This is a genomic window from Streptomyces sp. NPDC046197, assembly GCF_040646295.1.
Taxonomy (GTDB): Bacteria; Actinomycetota; Actinomycetes; order Streptomycetales; family Streptomycetaceae; genus Streptomyces.
On record NZ_JBEYZY010000037.1, the window covers coordinates 16,009 to 34,975 of the forward strand.

Consider the following 18,967-nt stretch of genomic DNA (forward strand, 5'->3'; position numbering starts at 1 on the left):
CGATGTCCTCGCTGACGTACGACCTCACGCTCGCGGGGCTCTCCGTGGGCAGCGCCGCCGCGCTCACCGGAGTCGGCCTGGTGGTGACGTACCGCACCACCGGCGTGCTCAACTTCGCGCACGGCGCGATCGCGATGGTGTGCGCCTATGTGCTGCGGCAGTGCGTGGTCGGGTGGGGCTGGCCGCCGTGGCTCGGCGCCGTGGTGACGCTCGTCTTCCTGGCGCCGGCCGTCGGTGCGGTCCTGGAGCGGTTCGTCTTCCGGCCGTTGGCGGTCCTGGGCGGCGATCCGGCGCAGACGCTGGTCGCCTCCATCGGGGTGTTCGTGCTGCTGGTGGGCGGGGCCGCGCTGATGTGGGGGCAGGGCGCACGGGACGACGCCCCGAACGTGGTGCCGGCGGACCCGTGGGGGCAGTTGGCGGTGGCCCTGGTACTGGCGGCGGGGGTGGGGGCGGTGACACGGGGCACGCGCTTCGGCCGCGAGCTGCGTGCCGTCGTCGACGACCGGCAACTCGCCGTGCTGAGCGGGATCGACGCGGACCGGGTGGCCGCGGCGGGCTGGGCGTTCGGTTCGTTCACGGCCGGGCTGACGGGCGTGCTGCTGGCGCCGTCCGTTCGGCTGGACCCGTACGGGCTGCCGTTGCTCGTGGTGGAGGTGGTGGCGGTGGCGGTGGCCGCGCGGATGCGCAGCCTGCCGACCGCGGTGTTGGTGGCGCTCGGCATCGGGATCGCGCAGAGCCAGCTGACCCGGCTGCACCCGCCGGGCTGGGGTGAGCCGTTGCTGCGGGCGGTCGGCGCGAATCTCTTCGTGGTGGCGCTGCTGGTGACGGCCCTGGTGCTGCCGGGTGCCGGCGCCCGGGACGTGCTGCCGGGCACCAGTGCGCGGGAGGTGCCGCTCCGCACGGCGACCGCGCGGGTGCCGACCCCGCCCGGCGCGTGGATCGTCGCCGTCGTGCTGTTCCTGCTGCCGCTGGGCTTCGCGGGCTCGGACCTGCACACGTCGGTCCAGGTACCCGCGTTGGGAGTGGTGCTGCTGTCGCTGGTGGTGGTCACCGGGCGCGGCGGTCAGATCTCGCTGGGGCAGGCGGCGTACGCGGGCCTGGGTGCCCTGTTCACGGCGCTGCTCGCGGCGGGCCGCCTCCCGGGGGTGCCCCGCCTGCCGGAACTGGCGGCGCTCGTGGTGGCCGTGGTGCTGGTGGCTCCCCTGGGGCTGCTGACCGGATGGCCCGCGATCAACCGCCGGGGCCTCGCGCTGGCGCTGGCGACGTTCGCGGTGGGGGTGGGGGTGAGCCGTTTCGTCTTCGCCCAGCCGTACGTCACGGCCGGGCTGTCGCTGGGCCGCCCGGCAGGCTTCGACGGCGACCGTGCGTACTACGTCCTGGAGCTGGCCCTGTTGGCCGCCGCGCTGCTCGCCACCCGAGCGCTGCGCCGGGGCCGTACCGGCCGGGCCCTGGCCGCGATGCGGGACCACGAGGGCGGCGCGTCGGCGGCGGGCGTTCAGGTGCCGTCGCTCAAACTGCTGGCCTTCGTGTCGGGTGCGGCGCTGGCCGCGCTCGGCGGCGGCATGCTCGGCATGGGCGTACGGGCCTTCGACCCCGGCGCGTTCGACCCGGTGCGCGGGCTGCTGTGGTTCGCCGCGGTCGTGGTCCTGGGCGCGGACAGCACGCTGGGCGCCCTGGCCGCTGCGGCCCTCCTGGTGGGCCTCGACGCGGGCGCGCGCGGTGGGGTGGCGGCGGCCCTGATCGGGGTGCTGGCGGTACTGGTCGGCCGCCTTCCCGCAGGCCCGTACGAGGCACTGCACCGGTCTGCCTCCCGGCTGCGCCCGATACGGGGGACACGGCTCACGCCACTGGGGGTACGGGTACGAGCCAGGCTCGGGCAGCCGCGAACAGCGGCGGTGCGTGCGACGCGGGCGGCGGGCAGTGCGACGCGGGCGGCGAGCCGGGCAACCGCGGCGACCGTGACGACCACGGCTGCCCTGCGGGGAGACCGGGCCCGGCCCGGCTGGTCGAAGGCGGGCGGTCGGTTGGAGGCGGTCGAGGCCGAACGGCCGGAGACAGCCGAACGGTCAAAGGCCGTCGGACAGTCGGAGGCGGTCGTCGACGAGCGGCCGAAGGCGGCCGCACGGCCGGAGACAGCCGAACGGTCAAAGGCCGTCGGACAGTCGGAGGCGGTCGTCGGCGAGCGGCCGAAGGCAGCCGGACGGCCGGACGTGGCCGCACGGCCAGAGGTGGCCGGACCGCAGAAGGCGGCCGGACCGCCGGAAGTGGCCGGACCGCCGGAAGTGGCCGGACCGCCGGAAGTGGCCGGACCGCCGGAGGCAATCGCTCACTCGGAGGCGGTCGCGGCCGGCCGGCCGAAGGCGGCCCGGCAGCCGGACGCGGTCGAACAACCGCAGGCAGTCCGTCGCTCGGAGACAACCGAAGCCCACCGTTCCAAGGCCCCCGGAGGGCCGGAGAGCGGCGCGGCCGAGCGGTCGAAGGCGGCCGGACGGCCGCAGACCGCCGGGCGGTCGGAAGCGGTCGGACAACCGGAGGCAACCGGTCACTCGGGGGCCGGACCCTGCACGGGCGAAGGGGCGAGCCCGGTGATCGGCGGCGTCTCGGAGCCGGGCGGTTCGGGGACGGTCGGCCCCGCGCGCCGGCCCGAGGCGCCCGGTGTGATGGCGGGGACGCGTGTCGGCGTCGCCGCGCCCGTGCTGGCCGCCCGTCGGCTGGGGGCGCGGTACGGCGCCTTCACCGCTCTCGACGGGGTCGATCTGGCCCTGCCCGCCAGGAGCGTGACCGCGGTCGTCGGGCCCAACGGGGCCGGGAAGAGCACCCTGTTCCACTGTCTCGCCGGGACGCTGCGGCCCGACCGGGGGCGGGTGGTCCTGGGTGGGCGGGACGTCACGCGGCTGCCGGCGCACCGGCGGACGCGGCTCGGCATGGCGCGGACCTTCCAGCAGCTCGCCGTCTTCCCGTCGTTGACCGTGACGGACAACGTACGCGTGGGTGCCGAACAGGCGCGGGTCGCCGACCCGGAGGCCGTGGAGCGCGTGCTGCGGCTGTTCGGGCTGGACGGGCCGGTGCGGGCGCTGCCCGCCGCCGGGCTGCCCACCGGCACCCTGCGCCGCGTCGAACTGGCCCGCGCCGTGGCCGGCCGCCCGCGTGTACTGCTGCTCGACGAGCCCGCCGCCGGGCTGGACACCGCCGAGGTCACCGCGCTGACCCGGGTGCTGAGGGCGCTCGCCGCCGACGGCACCGCCCTGCTCGTCGTCGAGCACGACCTCGATCTGGTCGCCGGTCTCGCCGACGTCGTCCACGTCATGGCCGCGGGCCGCATCGTGGCCTCCGGTCCGCCCGGCCGCGTCCTCGACGGTTTCGACGGCCTCGACCACTTCGACGGCTTCGACGGCTTCGACGGCTTCGAGGGCTCCGACTCCCTCGGTGCCCGGGAGGCCGCCCCGTGACGATCTCGCTGCGCCACGCGCGGGTGCGCTACGGCCCGGTGGAGGCCCTGCACGGAGTGACCCTCGCCGCGCCCGGCCCGGGGCTCACGTTACTGCTCGGCCGCAACGGCTCCGGCCGTACGACGGCCCTGCGCGCCCTGGCGGGAACGGTGGCCCTGTCCGGCGGCGCCGTGGTCTGGGACGGCGTCGACGTCACCCGTGTGCCCGCGGACCGGCGGGCCGGGCGTGGCCTGTGCCTGGTGCCCGAACGGCAGGCCGTGTTCGGATCCCTCACCGTGCGCGAGAACCTGGAACTGGGCGCGTCCGACCCCGAAGCCGCCCTGGACGCCTACCCGCAGCTGCGCCCGCTGCTGCCCCGCCGGGCCGGCACCCTGTCCGGCGGCGAGCAGCGCATGCTGGCCCTGTCGCGTGCCCTGTCGACCCACGCGCGTGTCGTGCTCGTCGACGATGCGGCGCAGGGCATGTCGCCCTCGGTCGCGGCCCGCACCTACGACCTGCTGGCCGCCCTGCACGCGTGCGTGGTGCTCGCCGAACAGCGCCCGCCGCCCGCGCTGCGCGGCCGCCCGGCCGTGGTCTACGAACTGCGCCGAGGTCAGGTGGTGTTCGCCGGTGAGCCGGGCGAACTGGAGCGCCGGTCCGGGCCGGTCTGAGGACCGCCGGCGGCCTCGGGCGGGCACTCCACAACGCGTGGGCCCCATCCGGTCGGCGGACCGGACGGGGCTCGCAACCGCGGAAGGAGCGGCTCAGAGTGCGAGGCGCTGCCCGGGCACGATCAGGTCGGGATCACCGCCGACGACGTCCTTGTTGACGGCGTAGAGCCGCTGCCAGGTGGTCCCGTGCCGAGCGGCGATGCCGCTCAGCGTGTCGCCCTCGCGGACGGTGTAGTCGCCGCGGGAGGCGCCGCGGTTGGTGTGGTCGCCGCCGCGGGCCGGCGCCTTCCACTGCTGGGCCGGCGCCGCCTTCCGTGTCGTCCCGGCCGACTCGTGCGTCGAGCTGTGGGACGACCTGTGGTCCGAGTCGGCCGCACCCGAGCCGGACGCGGATCCCGGCGCGCTGCCGTACGCCCCGGCCCGGGCCGAGCAGACCGGCCAGGCGCCCCAGCCCTGGGCCTGCTGGACCCGGGTGGCGACGGCAATCTGCTGGGACCTGGAGGCCTGGGCGGCGGTGGGCGCGTAGGACGTCCCGCCGTAGGCGCGCCAGGTGCCTGCGGCGAACTGGAGCCCGCCGTAGTAGCCGTTGCCGGTGTTGATGTGCCAGTTGCCGCCGCTCTCGCACTGTGCGATGCGGTCCCACACTCCGCCGTCCGCCGCGTGGGCGTTGCCGGTGGCGGCCAGCAGTCCGAGCGGGGCGAGCAGGACCGCCCCGGCGAGGACGGCCGTCGTCCGTGTCGTCCTGCGAGCGTTGTCGCGCGTGCTGTCGGCGTACTTATCGGCACATTCGGACATGTAATTCCCTCTCCAAGGACCCGGGGTCCCCCAAGGCGGGGCGCTCCGGCCGCGCTTGGACGCGGCTGTCGCGCTCCGTCCCGTCCGCCGTGAGGCCGTACTGCGAGCCAGGTGGTGCGATGGGCGGACGTACCCGAGCGGTGCTGTTTGCACACGGCCGAGGAATGTAGGGAGCATGGGGAGCCGGGATCAACCAACTCCTCCTCTTCGCAGGCCAGTTCGACGTTACCGAAGGTATCGGCGATTTCCGGACACCCACTTCATTCGCTGATTTCCGGATTTTTCAACCAGCGTCGAGGGCGGTCTGTGACTCACTTCACCTCGTCAAGCCCCTTGTTTTTTCCTGGACTTGACCGTGAGTGCCCAATTCCGCACCGCCCGTGACCCTGTGCGTCGGATGGTTCGATTCCGTTCGCCGGTGGGCGTGACTCCCGCCACAGATCGCCGTTGTCTTCTTCATGAGCCGGGGTCCCCTCCCGCTCATGGGCCGGGAGCCACCCGGTCCCGCCACGCACTGCATCCCGAGGGAGCCACCCGTGCCGCGCATGCTCGACGTCAGCGACGAGGTACGCGCCGAGATCGGCGACGAAGAAGCCGACCGGCTGCTCGCCGGAGAGAACGCCCCGGGCAGTTACGACTGCACGTCCTGCCGCACCCCGGGCGACTCCGAGCAGGAGCGCACCAGCACCGTCCTGTTCATCGGGGACGAGACCGCCGTCCTCGCCTTCGCCCACGCCAGCTGTCTGCCCTCACAGGTCGTCCAGGTCACCGAGGAGCAACTGCGCGGCGCGGTCCGCTCCATCAGCGCCGACGCGGCCGCGTCCGGCGGGGGGACCGAGAAGGCCGTGCCCGAGCAGGCCGTCCTCGGAGTGACGAGCGGACTGGTCCTGATCGCCGGTGAGTTGCACCCGGCACTGGTGGTCGAGCCGACCGCGCCGATCGTGCGCCCCGGCTCGACCGGTTCCGGCGACGACTTCCTGCCCCTGCTCATCGAGCAGGGCTACATGCCCGTGACCGAGCTCGGCTCCGTACCGCCCGTTCTGCACGGCTGGTCGGTGCTGCTCGCCGTGGGGCAGCTGCACGCCGTGCTGCAGCCCGGACCCACCGGCGGCCAGCCGGTGGCCTGGTGGCAGGCGCACCAGCCGCTGCAGGTCACCGAGGGCTGGCGGGCGGCTGCCAACAAGCGCCAGCAGGTGCTGATGTTCGCGGCGCCGGTCGGTTCGATCGGACGCCAGCCCCGCGAGGACCTGCTGCGGGAGGCGCTGGACAAGGCCGCGGCCGCGGGGAAGCTGGTGGCGGCGACACTGCCGCTGGCCGGCACCTGAGCGCCCGCAGGGGCAGGTGTACGGGCCGGACGGCCGACTGCGGGTCGCCGGTGGCTGGTCGCGCAGTTCCCCGCGCCCCCAAAGGGGAACCGCACGGCCGCATCTCTTCTGGTTCGGGGTCGTTTGGACATACGTGCACGCATATGACGTTCCCCGCCGCCAGCCCTACCCGCCGATTCCGTCCGCGCGGGTGGCGCAGGAGTCCATCGTCACCCCATCGGCCACACCGATCTATGACGCGCTCTACGCCGAATACGTCAAGTCCTACCGCTCCCTGCCGGGTGACCGCAGCGGCGAGGAGGATCTGGGGTTCATCTCGTTCGACCTCCCGCACCACCAGGACCCGCACGGCGCGGGGTCCTACGTCTCGAACGGATACGGCGGCTACGGCACGGGGGTGTACGGCGCCCGGCACGGCACCGGCCAGCAACAGGCTCAGTGGCAGCGGGTCGGGACGCTCGGGCGGCAGGACACCGGGATGCACCATGTGCCGGCGGCGCTGCCGCCGGCTCGGCAGCACCGGGGCCTGTGACGCGCGGTCACCGGAAACGGCGGAAAGGGCCGGCCTCCTGACGAGGCAGCCCTTTCGCCGTTTCCGGTGTTCCCGCTGGTTCCCGTAGTCCCGGTGGGTGGTCCCGTGATCCCGGTGGTCCCGGTTACTTCTTCTTCGCGCCGCGCTTCTCGCGCACCCGCACCGAGATGTGGATCGGCGTCCCCTCGAAGCCGAACTCCTCGCGCAGCCGGCGCTCGATGAAGCGCCGGTAGCCCGCCTCGATGAAACCGGAGGCGAACAGCACGAACCGCGGCGGCTTGGTGCCCGCCTGGGTACCGAACAGGATGCGCGGCTGCTTGCCGCCCCGGATGGGATGCGGGTGGGCGGAGATCAGCTCGCCGAGGAAGGCGTTGAGACGACCGGTCGGAACGCGGGTCTCCCAGCCGGCCAGGGCGGTCTCGATCGCCGGAACCAGCTTCTCCACGTGCCGGCCGGTGCGCGCCGAGACGTTCACCCGCGGCGCCCACGCGATCTGGGCCAGGTCCGTCTCGATCTCCCGCTCCAGGTAGAAGCGGCGCTCCTCGTCGAGGTTGTCCCACTTGTTGTACGCGATGACGAGCGCGCGGCCCGCCTCGACGGCCATGGTGATGATGCGCTGGTCCTGCACCGAGACGGGCTCGGAGGCGTCGATCAAAATGACGGCCACCTCGGCCTTCTCCACGGCCGCCGCGGTACGCAGCGAGGCGTAGTAGTCGGCGCCCTGCTGGAGGTGGACCCGCTTGCGGATACCGGCCGTGTCGACGAACTTCCAGGTCTTGCCGCCCAGTTCGATGAGTTCGTCGACCGGGTCCCGGGTGGTGCCCGCCAGTTCGTTGACGACGACGCGCTCCTCGCCGGCCACCTTGTTCAGCAGCGAGGACTTGCCGACGTTCGGGCGGCCGATCAGGGCCACCCGGCGGGGGCCGCCGATGCCGCCCCCGGCGAACGTCTCGCGGGGCGCCTCGGGCAGCGCCTCCAGGACGCGGTCCAGCATGTCGCCGGTGCCGCGGCCGTGCAGCGCCGAGACCGGGTACGGCTCACCGAGGCCGAGGGACCACAGGTAGGCGGCGTCCGCCTCGCCACTGGGCCCGTCCACCTTGTTGGCGGCCAGCACCACGGGCTTGCCGGCCTTGCGCAGCAGGCGCACGACCGCCTCGTCGGTGTCGGTCGCCCCGACCTTGGCGTCGACGACGAAGACCACGGCGTCGGCCGCCTCGATCGCGTACTCGGCCTGCGCGGCCACCGAGGCGTCGATGCCCAGGACGTCCTGCTCCCAGCCGCCGGTGTCGACGACCTTGAAGCGGCGGCCCGCCCACTCGGCCTCGTAGGTCACGCGGTCACGGGTGACGCCGGGCTTGTCCTCGACGACCGCCTCGCGGCGGCCGATGATGCGGTTGACCAGAGTCGACTTGCCGACATTGGGGCGGCCGACGACGGCGAGCACGGGCAGCGGGCCGTGCCCGGCCGCCTCGATGGCGCCCTCGACGTCCGCCAGGTCGAAGCCCTCTTCCGCGGCGAGCTCCATGAACTCCGCGTACTCGGCGTCGCCGAGCGCCCCGTGCTCGTGCTCGTGCTCGGCCGAGCCGTCGGGCTGGATGTCGTCGTTCATGAAGTCCGTACCTCGTAGTTCATCGTGGTGGTCGGTGGGGCACCGCGGTCCGCGGTGATCCACTACTCAAGTGTCGCCCCGGCGCCCGGTGAGGCGCCTGGCGTTTTCCAGGTGGTCGGTGAGCTGTTTCTGGATGCGCTCGGTCGCCTCGTCCAGCGCCCGGCGGGTACGCCGTCCGCTGCCGTCGCCCGCCTCGAACGGGTCGCCGAAGACGACGTCGACGCGGGAGCGCAGCGGGGGCAACTGCTTCACCAGCCGTCCGCGCCGCTCGGAACTTCCCAGTACCGCGACCGGGACGATCGGGGCACCGCTGCGCACGGCGAAGTAGGCGAGTCCGGCGCGCAGGGAGGCGAAGTCGCCCTCGCCCCGGGTGCCCTCCGGGAAGATGCCGAGCACTCCCCCGTGCTCCAGCACGCCGAGCGCCCGGGTGATCGCCCCGCGGTCGGTGGTGCGGCGGTCGACCTTCAGCTGGCCGATGCCGGTCAGGAACGGGTCGAGCGGGCCGACGAACGCCTCCTTCTTGATCAGGAAGTGCACCGGCCGGGGCGCCACGCCCATGACCATCGGGCCGTCGATGTTGTGCGAGTGGTTCACGGCGACGATCGCCGGGCCGTTCGCGGGCACCTTCCAGGCGCCGAGGACGCGCGGCCGCCACAGGCCGTACATCAGCCCGACGCCGATCCGGCGGCCGACGTCGGCGCCACGCTCCGACGGAAGGCTCACTTGGCGGTCCGCTTCTCCTCGACGAGCGTGACGACGCACTCGATGACCTGGGGCAGCGTGAGGTCGGTGGTGTCCACCTCCACGGCGTCGTCGGCCTTGGCCAGCGGAGACGTCTTGCGGCTGGAGTCCGCCGCGTCCCGCTTGATCAGGGCCTCGCGGGTGGCGTGGACGTCGACGCCCTTCAGCTCGCCGCTGCGGCGGGCGGCCCGGGCCTCCGGCGAGGCGGTGAGGAAGACCTTCAGATCGGCGTCCGGCAGCACGGTGGTGCCGATGTCACGGCCCTCGACGACGATGCCGGTCTCGGCGGAGGCGGCCAGCGAACGCTGCAGCTCGGTGATCCGGGCACGCACCTCGGGGACCGCGCTGACCGCGCTGACCTGGGAGGTGACCTCCTGGGTGCGGATCGGGCCGGCGACGTCCACGCCGTCGACGGTGATCGTCGGGTGGGCCGGGTCGGTGCCGGAGAGGATCTCGGGCTTGCCGGCCACGGCGGCGATCGCCGAGGGGTCGTCGATGTCGATCCCGTTGGTCACCATCCACCACGTGATGGCCCGGTACTGGGCGCCGGTGTCCAGGTAGTTCAGGCCGAGCTTCGCGGCCACGGCCTTCGACGTGCTCGACTTGCCCGTACCCGAGGGGCCGTCGATGGCGACAATCACGGGCTGGGCGGTCCGGGCGGCGCCGTTTTCCACGGGGGGACACCTTCCTGGTGAAGGGTGGCGGACGGGTGTGCGGGACGCGAGGGCGCCCCGCACAAGGTTACTGGCTTCGCGGAGGCCCTCTTACTGGCGGACGGCCCGGCCCCGCTCACCGGCGGACGGCCCGGCCCCGCTCACCGGCGAACGGCCCAACCCGCTCACCGGCGGACGGCCCAGCCCGCTTACTGGCGGATCGCCCAGCCCCGCTCGCGCAGGGCCGCCGTCAGGACCGGCGCCGCCCTGGGCTCCACCATCAGCTGCACCAGGCCCGCCTGCTGCCCCGTGGCGTGCTCGATGCGGACGTCCTCGATGTTGACCCCGGCCATCCCCGCGTCCGCGAAGATACGGGCCAGCTGCCCCGGCTGGTCGTCGATGAGGACGACCACGACCTCGTACGCCCTGGGCGCCGAGCCGTGCTTGCCGGGCACCCGGACCTGCCCCGCGTTTCCGCGCCGCAGCACGTCCTCGATACCGGTGCTGCCCGCGTTGCGCTTGGCCTCGTCGGAGGACTGCAGGGCGCGCAGGGCCCGCACCGTCTCGTCGAGGTCGGCGGCGACGTCGGAGAGCAGGTCGGCGACCGGTCCGGGGTTCGCGGACAGGATGTCGACCCACATCCGGGGGTCGGAGGCGGCGATCCGGGTCACGTCGCGGATGCCCTGCCCACACAGCCGTACGGCCGCCTCCTCGGCGTGCTCCAGGCGCGCGGCGACCATGCTGGAGACCAGGTGCGGCATGTGGGAGACGAGGGCGACGGCGCGGTCGTGGGCGTCGGCGTCCATGATCACCGGGACCGCTCGGCAGTGGGAGACCAGCTCCAGCGCGAGGTTGAGGACCTCGGTGTCGGTGTCCCGGGTGGGGGTGAGCACCCAGGGCCGGCCCTCGAAGAGGTCGCCGGTCGCGGCCAGCGGGCCGGACTTCTCTCGGCCCGACATGGGGTGGGTGCCGATGTAGCGGGTCAGGTCGAGGCCGAGCGACTCCAGCTCGCGGCGCGGCCCGCCCTTGACGCTGGCGACGTCCAGGTAACCGCGGGCCACGCCCCGGCGCACGGCGTCGGCGAGCACCCCTGCCACGTGCGCCGGCGGAGCGGCCACGATCGCCAGGTCCACGGGACCGTCGGGGGCCGCGTCCGTGCCGGCGCCGAGCGCGGCCGCCGTGCGGGCCTGCTCGGGATCGTGGTCGGCGAGATGGACGGTGACGCCGCGCTGGGCGAGGGCCAGGGCTGCGGAGGTGCCGATGAGCCCGGTTCCGATGACGAGTGCGGTTCTCACTGGGCGATGTCCTTGCGCAGGGCGGCCGCGGCGCCGAGGTAGACGTGGGCGATGCCGGCGCGCGGCTGGTCGGACTCGATGTGGGCGAGGACGCGGACGACCCGGGGCATGGCCCCCTCGATGTCCAGCTCCTGGGCGCAGATCAGCGGCACGTCGACGATGCCGAGCTTGCGGGCGGCGGCCGCCGGGAAGTCGCTGTGCAGGTCGGGCGTGGCCGTGAACCAGACGCTGATCAGGTCGTCGGCGGTCAGCCCGTTCCGCTCCAGGATGGCGGTGAGCAGGGCCCCGACCTGCTCCTCCATGTGGCCGGCCTCGTCCCGCTCCAGTTGGACGGCCCCCCGGACCGCTCGTACCGCCACGGCGCTGCTCCTTGCTGACGTGCGTATCGGCTCTTGGCACATCCAGCCTAGTCAGACCGCGTCGGCCGGGTGCGCCACGCCCGCCCGCTGAGACGGCGCGCACGGGGACGCGAAACACACCCATTCATCACTTCATGGAGCTTGCTTCGCCTTCGCGTCTTTCGATGCAAAGATTCCTTACGCACCTTTTTCGCACCTGGGAGTGACGACATGACCCACTGCTCGACGCGGCGTACCGTTCTCGCGACCGGCGCGGCGGCGTTCGTCGCCGGCTGTGGCAATTCCGGCACCAGCGGCTCCTCCCCGGCGTCCCCGTCGGCCGCCGCGTCCTCACCGCCGGTGTCGTCCCCGCCTGTCACGTCCTCCCCGTCGGCGGCCTCGCCCGCAGGGTCGCCCCGTGGAAACGCGCTTGCGGCGACCGGCGACATCCCGCTCGGCGGCGGCAGGGTCTTCAAGGAGCAGAAGGTCGTGGTGACCCAGCCGGCCAGGAACGAGTTCAAGGCCTTCTCGGCGATCTGCACCCATGAGGGCTGCACGGTGAGCAGGGTGACGGCCGGCACCATCGACTGCCCCTGTCACGGCAGCAGGTTCCACATCGCCGACGGCTCGGTGGCCAACGGCCCGGCCGCCAGGCCGCTGCCCCCGAAGCAGATCACGGTGGAGGGCAGTTCGATCCACCTCGCCTGAGGTTCCCCGTGCGCTCCCGGGCGTGCGGCCCGATGCGCCTCGGCGGTGTCCAGCGGCGACGACCGGGTACGCGACTGCGCCCCGGCTGGAAGTCTCCCGCCCGACCCGCGCAGGCTGCTGTAGGGCGGCCGCCCGGGCCACCCGTGCGGACCAGCCGGGCTCGATGAGCTCGACAGCCGAGGAGACCGCAGTGCGCGTGCTGATCGTCGGTGACCGGTTCATCCCCGCCGTCCCCTACGCCGACGCCCTGGCGGAGGTCTGCGGTCCGCACTTCGGCCCGGTCCACAGCGTCGACTGGCGGGGGACGAAGGCCGAGCAGCACGCCGCACAGCAGATCATGGAGTGGCGCGGGCCCGAGGCGGTGGCGGTGCCCGGGGAGATCGTGGACGCGGTGGGCGAGGCCGAGGTGCTGATGGTGCACTTCGCTCCGGTTCCCGCGGCCGTGCTCCGGGCCGCCCCGGCTCTGCGGGCCGTGTGTGTGGCCCGCACGGGGCTGGAGAACGTGGACGTCGCCGCCGCGACCGCACGCGGCGTGGGCGTGGTACCGGTGTTCGGCCGCAACGCCTCGGCCGTCGCCGAACTCGCCCTCGCACTGATGCTCGCGGAGGCACGCAACGTCGCCCGCGCGGATGCCTCGGTCAAGGCCGGCGGCTGGCAGAAGGACTTCGGCCGGCCCGGCCGCGAGATCGGCGACAGCACGGTGGGCCTGGTCGGCATGGGACACGTGGGGCGCGCGTTCGCCGAGCTGTTGCGCGGCTTCGGCCCGCGTGTGCTCGCGTACGACCCCTACGTTTCCGACGACGTCCTGATGCGGCACGCCGCGGTGCGCGCCGGCGACCTGGACACGGTCTTCCGCGAATCCGACTTCGTCCAGCTCTTCGCCCGGCTGACGCCGGAGACCGAGCGGTTCATCGGCGCACGGCAGTTCGCGCTGATGAAACCGACCGCGTACTTCGTCAACACCGCGCGCAGCCGCCTGGTGGACACGGACGCCCTGTACGAGGCCCTGTCCGGGCGCCGCATCGCCGGGGCCGGGCTCGACGTGCACGACCAGGAGCCTCTTGAGGTGGACAGTCCCTGGCGCCGTCTGGACAACGTCACGATCACCACGCACTACGCGGGTGACACGACGACCACGACGCTCCGTTCGGCGCGGCTCGTCGCCGAGGCCGTCGCCGAACTGGCCGTGACCGGCCGGTGCGCAGCCGCCGTCAACGCCCGCGAACTGGGGTGGGTGTGAGCGGTGGCGCGTGACCTGGTGCTGGGTGTCGATGCGGGACACACCGTGACCAAGGCCGTGCTGTTCGACGCCACCGGTCGGCAGCTGGCCCAGGGAAGCGGCGCGCTGCCGCTGAACACGCCCCACCCGCGCTGGGTGGAACGGGACATGGACGACGTGTGGGGGACCGCGCTCCGGGCCGTCCGGGCCTGTCTCGGCGCGGCCGGTCCCGGGGCCGGGCGGGCCGTCGCGGCCGTGGGGCTCACCGGGCACGGCGACGGCCTGTACGCCGTCGACGACCGGGGCCGCCCGGTGCGGGCCGCCATCGTGGCGATGGACACCCGCGCCGAGCCGGTGCTGGACGAGTGGCGGGGCACCTCGGTCTGGCCCCGGGCCCTCGCGCTGTCGGGCATGGTGCCCTTCGCCGGTTCCCCGGCGGCTCTGCTGGCCTGGCTCGAAGTCCACGAGCCCGAGGCGCTGGATCGGGCCCGCTGGCTGCTGGCCTGCAAGGACTGGCTGCGCCTGAGGCTCACGGCGACGGTGGCCACCGATCCCACGGACGCCAGCGCCTCGTTCACCGACCTGCACGGGGGCGGCTACTCGGCAGAGCTGCTCGGCCTCTACGGCCTGGACGGGCTCGCCGGCAAGCTGCCGCCCGTGCTGCCCTGCGACGCGGTGAGCGGAACCGTCACGCGCGAGGCCGCGGCGGCCACCGGGCTGACCGCGGGTACTCCGGTGGTCACCGGCGCGCACGACGTCGACGCGGCCGCCGTGGGGATCGGCGGCGCGATTACCGGCGAACTGTGCCTGATCGCCGGAACGTTCAGCATCAACCAGGTGGTCAGCGAGCGCCCCGTCCTCGATCCCCGCTGGCAGGTCCGCAGCTTCGTGCGCCCGGGGCGGTGGATGACCATGTCCACCTCGCCCGCGTCGGTGGCGAACCTGGAATGGTTCCTGCGCGTCACGGGGGCACCGGCCGAACAACGCGCGGGGGTCCACGAGTTGATCGGCCGGGAGGTCGAGGCCCACCTGGCGGGGCCGTCGGAGGTGTTGTTCCATCCGTTCGTCTACGGCTCGCCCCACCCGCAGCCCACGTCCGGGACGTTCCTCGGCCTGCGCGGCTGGCACGACCGCGGCCACCTGTTGCGGGCCCTGATGGAGGGCGTCGTCCTCAACCACCGCTGGCACGTGGACGCCCTGTGCTCGCGGCTGCCGGTCACCGGGCCCGCTCGGCTGACCGGGGGCGCGGCACACAGCCGGATCTGGAGCCAGATGTTCGCCGACGCGCTGCGGCGGCCGGTCGTGGTGAGCGATGTGGCGGAGAGTGCCGCCCGGGGAGCGGCGCTGATCGCCGCCGGCGCCGTGGGGCTGCTCGACGGCCCCGATGATCCACGTGCCGGGGCCGCGGTCCTCAGACGCCATGAGCCGGACGCCGAGCGGGGCGCCGTGCTGGACGAGGCATACCGGATGTACCTGGAGGCGCTGGAGGCTCTCGGGCCGCTCTGGGCCGGCCTGCCCTGGGCCCACTAAGATCTTTTAACACACTAATTGAGACTTTGCCCGCCAATCTATTGAGATGTGACGCATGGGGGCGTAGACAGGGATCAATGACGCCCTCGCGGCTCGTCCCGCGACTCGCAGCCGGTCGCGATTCACAGCCGGTCCCCCGGCACGCAACGACCACGACGTGGCATCGCGCTCCACCCGCAAGCCCACGTGGCATCGCGCTCCACCCGCAAGCCCGAAAGTCCCGGTCATGCACCCCTACGCCGCCGCCCTTCCCCGATCCTCGCCCGTCGCGCCCTGGGTCGACGTCACACTCCCCGAAGGGAAGGCTCCGGCCCCGCACTGTTCGGCCAGGGCGCAGTTCACCCTCCCGGCGCAGGAGGCACTGGTCGGCCGCCTCCGCGGCATCGCCTCCGACCTGCTCACCTGCTGGCGGCTGTCGGACGACGAGCGCCACTCGGCGGTCCTGGTCGTCGGGGAACTCGCCGCCAACGCGGCCAGACACGGGCGCAGCGTGATGACCCTGTGCCTGCACCTCGACCGGGGCACGCTGCGCATCGCCGTCAGCGACCACGGGGATCCCGACCCCGGAGGCGGACCCCCCGCGGACGAGGACCCCGACGAGCACGGCCGCGGCCTGGACATCGTCCGCGCCCTCGCCACCCACGTCGACCTGCGCCATCACGGTTGCGGGACATGGACCCTGGCCCATCTCTCGATAGAGAGCGAGAGTTTTTCTCGCATTATGCGTTAACAAGCAGCAGAGGTTCTGATACAAATTCCGCCATCGTCAACGCCGCGGCTCCCGAGCCGCCGCCCCACCACGTCCCCGCCCACCCGCACGAGAGGTCCCCCTCATGCCATCCACCAGACATGTCCTCATCGCCGGCGCAGCCGCCACCGCCCTCCTGGCCACCGCGTGTTCGGGAGCCGGAGCCGGCGGGTCCGCCGACGGCGGGAAGAGCATCAACGTGCTGATGGTCGGCAACCCGCAGATGGAGGACATCGCGAAGCTGACGAAGAACACGTTCACCAAGGAGACCGGCATCGAGGTCCACTTCACGGTCCTGCCCGAGAACGAACTGCGCGACAAGGTCACCCAGGACGTCGCCACCCAGGCCGGTCAGTACGACGTCGCCACCATCGGCGCCTACGAGGTCCCGATCTGGCAGAAGAACGGCTGGCTGCACGAGCTCGGCTCCTACGCCGACAAGGACGCGGCCTTCGACCGGGGTGACCTGCTGAAGCCGATGGTCGAGTCGCTGTCCGGCCCGGACGGCAAGCTGTACGCCCTGCCGTTCTACGGCGAGTCGTCCTTCCTCATGTACCGCAAGGACGTCTTCGCCGCGAAGGGCCTGACGATGCCCGAGCACCCCACCTGGCACCAGGTGGCCGACCTCGCCGCCAGGGTCGACGGCGCCAAGCCGGCGATGAGGGGCATCTGTCTGCGCGGCCTGCCCGGATGGGGCGAGCTCGGAGCGCCGCTGACCAGCATGGTCAACACCTTCGGCGGCACCTGGTTCACCAAGGACTGGCAGCCGCAGGTCAACCAGGGCGGCTTCAAGGACGCCACGAAGTTCTACGTCGACCTGGTCCGCAGGCACGGCGAGGCCGGCGCGGCGCAGGCCGGGTTCACCGAGTGCCTGAACGCGATGAGCCAGGGCAGGGTCGCCATGTGGTACGACGCCACCAGCGCGGCCGGCTCGCTGGAGGACCCGAGCACCAGCAAGGCGGCCGGAAAGATCGGTTACGCGTACGCGCCGGTGGAGAAGACCGGCAGCAGCGGCTGGCTGTGGGCCTGGGCGTGGGCCATGCCGAAGACCACCAAGAAGGCCGACGCCGCCTCGAAGTTCATGCTGTGGGCGTCCAGCAAGAAGTACGAGAAGCTCGTCGGTGAGAAGCTGGGCTGGGCGCGGGTGCCCGCCGGCAAGCGCGACAGCACTTACCTGATCCCCCCGTACAACAAGGCCGCCGCGGCGTTCGGCGGCATCACCCTGAAGTCCATCCAGCAGGCCGACCCGTCCAACCCCGGAGTCCAGCCGCGGCCCACGGTCGGCATCCAGTTCGTCGCCATTCCCGAGTTCCAGGACCTCGGCACCAAGGTGACGCAGGAGATCTCCGCCGCCATCGCCGGCAAGACCAGCGTGGACAAGGCACTCGACGACGGTCAGAAGCTCGCGGAGGACGTGGCCAAGAACTACCACTGACCCGTGCCGCCCGGCCGGCCGCACCGCCGGCCGCGGCGCCGTCCCCCGAACTCACCGTCCCCCGGCCGCCGACGGCGGAGGAAGCCCATGACCACACTCGTCCATCCACCCGAGAAGACCATGCGACCACCTGCCCGACCGGTCGGAGGAGGCTCCGGCGAACGGAAGTGGCGGCGGCGTTTCCCGCTGCTGCCGGCCCTCGTCTTCACCGTCGTCGTCACGCAGCTGCCGTTCGTGGCCACGCTCGTGATCTCCACGTTCCAGTGGAACATCCTGCGGCCCGGTGACCGTCACTTCACCGGCCTGTCCAACTACGGGACCGTCTTCACCGACGAGCGGCTGCGCAACGCGGTCCTCAACACCGTCGTCCTCACCGCGTCCGTGGTGATCCTCAGCGTGGTCCTCGGACTGGGCCTGGCCCTGCTGCTCGACCGCCACTTCCTGGGCCGGGGCCTGGCACGCACGCTGCTCATCGCCCCCTTCCTGGTGATGCCGGTCGCCGCCGCACTGCTGTGGAAGCACGCCATCTACAACCCCGACTACGGACTCCTCAACGGCACCCTGAACGCCGTCTACCGGCTGTTCGGGGCCGACAGCGGCCCCACCGTCGACTGGGTGTCGTCCTTCCCCATGCCCGCCCTGGTGGTGGCACTGGTGTGGCAGTGGACGCCGTTCATGATGCTCATCCTGCTGGCCGGTCTGCAGGCCCAGCCCGGTGACGTACTGGAGGCCGCCAAGGTCGACGGAGCCTCCGCGCTGCAGACCTTCCGCCTCATCACGCTGCCGCACCTGCGGCAGTACATCGAGCTGGGCGTCGTGCTCGGCAGCATCTTCGTGGTGCAGACCTTCGACGCCGTCTACACGATCACCCAGGGCGGACCCGGCTCGCAGACCACCAATCTGCCCTACGAGATCTACCTGACCATGTTCCGCAAGTTCGAGTACGGCCAGGCCGCGGCCGCCGGCGTCGTCGTGGTGATCGGCTCGATCGTCATCGCGACGTTCGCCCTGCGGGTGGTCGCCTCCCTGTTCCGTGAGGAGGTGTCCCGATGAGCGCCGAGGCCGCGCCCCTCACCCCCGTCCGAAGACTGCGCCGCCGAGGCCGGCCCGACGACGGGCAGGCCCCCCGCCTGTCGCCCCTGTGGACCTTCGTCGCCTGGCTGGCCACCCTGGCCTTCTTCGCCCCCGTGGCCTGGATGGTCCTCACCTCCTTCCACCGCGAGTCCGACGCCGCGACCAACCCGCCCAGCCCCTTCGCGCCGCTGACCCTGGACCAGTACAAGCTGCTGCTGGGCCGGGACATCACCCCCTACCTGCTCAACTCGGTCATGGCCGGCGTCTTCTCCACCCTGCTGGTCCTCGCCCTGGCAGTGCCGGCCGCCTACGCCCTGTCCGTCAAGCCGGTCAGGAAGTGGACCGACGTGATGTTCTTCTTCCTGTCCACCAAGTTCCTGCCGCTCGTCGCCGCACTCCTGCCGATCTACATGATCGTCAAGAACACCGGCATGCTGGACAACATCTGGACGCTGGTCGTCCTCTACACCGCCATGAACCTGCCGATCGCGGTCTGGATGATGCGCTCGTTCCTCGCCGAGGTCCCCAAGGAGATCCTGGAGGCGGCCGAGGTCGACGGTGCCGGGCTGCCCACGGTGCTGCTGCGCATCGTCGCGCCCGTCGCCATGCCCGGACTCGCCGCCACCTCGCTGATCTGCTTCATCTTCAGCTGGAACGAGTTCATGTTCGCCGTGAACCTCACCGCCACACAGGCGTCCACCGCACCGGTGTTCCTGGTCGGCTTCATCACCAACGAGGGACTGTTCCTGGCCCGGCTGTGCGCGGCGGCCACGCTGGTGTCGCTGCCGGTCCTCGTCGCGGGGTTCGCCGCCCAGGACAAGCTGGTGCGCGGCCTGTCCCTGGGAGCCGTCAAATGAGCCACGCGA

General features: G+C 72.6%; 17 protein-coding genes. 11 read left to right on the plus strand and 6 right to left on the minus strand.

What is annotated here, in order from left to right; genetic code table 11:
• Nucleotides 1–2 precede the first annotated feature (2 nt).
• Both AB0A61_RS33885 and AB0A61_RS33890 read left to right on the plus strand, forming a co-directional pair.
• The gene (locus AB0A61_RS33885) at nucleotides 3–3,449 is read left to right on the plus strand and encodes an ATP-binding cassette domain-containing protein (protein WP_361301199.1); all 3,447 of its coding nucleotides are present in this window, start codon (nucleotides 3–5) and stop codon (nucleotides 3,447–3,449) included.
• Nucleotides 3,446–4,099, plus strand: coding sequence for an ATP-binding cassette domain-containing protein (locus tag AB0A61_RS33890; protein ID WP_361301084.1), 654 nt, complete (start codon nucleotides 3,446–3,448; stop codon nucleotides 4,097–4,099). Before AB0A61_RS33885 ends, AB0A61_RS33890 begins: the two co-directional genes overlap by 4 nt.
• A 93-nt stretch (nucleotides 4,100–4,192) precedes the next feature.
• Here the strand turns inward: AB0A61_RS33890 and AB0A61_RS33895 are convergent, their stop codons facing one another.
• Entirely contained in the window at nucleotides 4,193–4,894 is a 702-nt protein-coding gene (locus AB0A61_RS33895; RefSeq protein ID WP_361301087.1) for a transglycosylase family protein, read from the minus strand.
• Nucleotides 4,895–5,430: 536 nt separating this feature from the next.
• On the opposite strand from AB0A61_RS33895, the gene AB0A61_RS33900 reads away from it, so the two are divergent.
• Both AB0A61_RS33900 and AB0A61_RS33905 read left to right on the plus strand, forming a co-directional pair.
• The gene (locus tag AB0A61_RS33900; protein ID WP_361301090.1) at nucleotides 5,431–6,219 is read left to right on the plus strand and encodes a hypothetical protein; all 789 of its coding nucleotides are present in this window, start codon (nucleotides 5,431–5,433) and stop codon (nucleotides 6,217–6,219) included.
• 133 nt (nucleotides 6,220–6,352) lie between these two features.
• Entirely contained in the window at nucleotides 6,353–6,751 is a 399-nt protein-coding gene (locus AB0A61_RS33905; protein WP_361301092.1) for a hypothetical protein, read from the plus strand.
• A gap of 124 nt (nucleotides 6,752–6,875) precedes the next feature.
• Here the strand turns inward: AB0A61_RS33905 and der are convergent, their stop codons facing one another.
• The 5 genes from der to aroH form a co-directional block, all read right to left on the minus strand.
• Nucleotides 6,876–8,360 carry a ribosome biogenesis GTPase Der gene (gene der / locus AB0A61_RS33910; protein ID WP_361301095.1) on the minus strand — a complete coding sequence of 495 codons (1,485 nt, stop codon included), beginning with the start codon at nucleotides 8,358–8,360 and terminating at the stop codon, nucleotides 6,876–6,878.
• 66 nt (nucleotides 8,361–8,426) lie between these two features.
• Nucleotides 8,427–9,026 carry a lysophospholipid acyltransferase family protein gene (locus AB0A61_RS33915; protein WP_361301202.1) on the minus strand — a complete coding sequence of 200 codons (600 nt, stop codon included), beginning with the start codon at nucleotides 9,024–9,026 and terminating at the stop codon, nucleotides 8,427–8,429.
• Between the two features lie 53 nt (nucleotides 9,027–9,079).
• On the minus strand, nucleotides 9,080–9,775 hold the full coding sequence (gene cmk / locus AB0A61_RS33920; protein ID WP_361301098.1) for a (d)CMP kinase: 696 nt from the start codon (nucleotides 9,773–9,775) through the stop codon (nucleotides 9,080–9,082).
• Between the two features lie 188 nt (nucleotides 9,776–9,963).
• Nucleotides 9,964–11,049 carry a prephenate dehydrogenase gene (locus AB0A61_RS33925; protein ID WP_361301101.1) on the minus strand — a complete coding sequence of 362 codons (1,086 nt, stop codon included), beginning with the start codon at nucleotides 11,047–11,049 and terminating at the stop codon, nucleotides 9,964–9,966.
• Nucleotides 11,046–11,408 (minus strand): chorismate mutase, encoded by a 363-nt coding sequence (gene aroH / locus AB0A61_RS33930; protein WP_361301104.1) that lies wholly within the window; start codon nucleotides 11,406–11,408, stop codon nucleotides 11,046–11,048. Before aroH ends, AB0A61_RS33925 begins: the two co-directional genes overlap by 4 nt.
• 210 nt (nucleotides 11,409–11,618) lie before the next feature.
• Between aroH and AB0A61_RS33935 the strand changes: the two genes are divergently transcribed.
• From AB0A61_RS33935 to AB0A61_RS33965, 7 genes are all read left to right on the plus strand, one after another.
• Nucleotides 11,619–12,095 (plus strand): Rieske (2Fe-2S) protein, encoded by a 477-nt coding sequence (locus tag AB0A61_RS33935; RefSeq protein ID WP_361301107.1) that lies wholly within the window; start codon nucleotides 11,619–11,621, stop codon nucleotides 12,093–12,095.
• A gap of 163 nt (nucleotides 12,096–12,258) precedes the next feature.
• Nucleotides 12,259–13,335: an NAD(P)-dependent oxidoreductase gene (locus AB0A61_RS33940; RefSeq protein WP_361301110.1), complete on the plus strand. Its 1,077-nt coding sequence runs from the start codon at nucleotides 12,259–12,261 to the stop codon at nucleotides 13,333–13,335.
• A gap of 3 nt (nucleotides 13,336–13,338) precedes the next feature.
• Entirely contained in the window at nucleotides 13,339–14,844 is a 1,506-nt protein-coding gene (locus tag AB0A61_RS33945; RefSeq protein WP_361301113.1) for an FGGY-family carbohydrate kinase, read from the plus strand.
• Between the two features lie 226 nt (nucleotides 14,845–15,070).
• The gene (locus AB0A61_RS33950) at nucleotides 15,071–15,574 is read left to right on the plus strand and encodes an ATP-binding protein (RefSeq protein WP_361301116.1); all 504 of its coding nucleotides are present in this window, start codon (nucleotides 15,071–15,073) and stop codon (nucleotides 15,572–15,574) included.
• Nucleotides 15,575–15,677: 103 nt separating this feature from the next.
• Nucleotides 15,678–17,027, plus strand: coding sequence for a sugar ABC transporter substrate-binding protein (locus tag AB0A61_RS33955; protein ID WP_361301119.1), 1,350 nt, complete (start codon nucleotides 15,678–15,680; stop codon nucleotides 17,025–17,027).
• Nucleotides 17,028–17,114: 87 nt separating this feature from the next.
• Nucleotides 17,115–18,080, plus strand: a complete 966-nt coding sequence (locus tag AB0A61_RS33960) for a sugar ABC transporter permease (protein ID WP_361301122.1) — start codon at nucleotides 17,115–17,117, stop codon at nucleotides 18,078–18,080.
• Nucleotides 18,077–18,958 (plus strand): carbohydrate ABC transporter permease, encoded by an 882-nt coding sequence (locus tag AB0A61_RS33965; protein ID WP_361301125.1) that lies wholly within the window; start codon nucleotides 18,077–18,079, stop codon nucleotides 18,956–18,958. Before AB0A61_RS33960 ends, AB0A61_RS33965 begins: the two co-directional genes overlap by 4 nt.
• Nucleotides 18,959–18,967 lie beyond the last annotated feature (9 nt).

Coding starts and splice junctions, on each gene's coding strand:
- AB0A61_RS33885 (WP_361301199.1), top strand. CDS start 3: ATGTCCTCGCTGACGTACGACCTCACGCTCGCGGGGCTCTCCGTGGGC.
- AB0A61_RS33895 (WP_361301087.1), bottom strand. CDS start 4,894: ATGTCCGAATGTGCCGATAAGTACGCCGACAGCACGCGCGACAACGCT.
- der (WP_361301095.1), bottom strand. CDS start 8,360: ATGAACGACGACATCCAGCCCGACGGCTCGGCCGAGCACGAGCACGAG.
- AB0A61_RS33915 (WP_361301202.1), bottom strand. CDS start 9,026: ATGTACGGCCTGTGGCGGCCGCGCGTCCTCGGCGCCTGGAAGGTGCCC.
- AB0A61_RS33935 (WP_361301107.1), top strand. CDS start 11,619: ATGACCCACTGCTCGACGCGGCGTACCGTTCTCGCGACCGGCGCGGCG.
- AB0A61_RS33940 (WP_361301110.1), top strand. CDS start 12,259: ATGAGCTCGACAGCCGAGGAGACCGCAGTGCGCGTGCTGATCGTCGGT.
- AB0A61_RS33950 (WP_361301116.1), top strand. CDS start 15,071: ATGCACCCCTACGCCGCCGCCCTTCCCCGATCCTCGCCCGTCGCGCCC.
- AB0A61_RS33955 (WP_361301119.1), top strand. CDS start 15,678: ATGCCATCCACCAGACATGTCCTCATCGCCGGCGCAGCCGCCACCGCC.
- AB0A61_RS33960 (WP_361301122.1), top strand. CDS start 17,115: ATGACCACACTCGTCCATCCACCCGAGAAGACCATGCGACCACCTGCC.
- AB0A61_RS33965 (WP_361301125.1), top strand. CDS start 18,077: ATGAGCGCCGAGGCCGCGCCCCTCACCCCCGTCCGAAGACTGCGCCGC.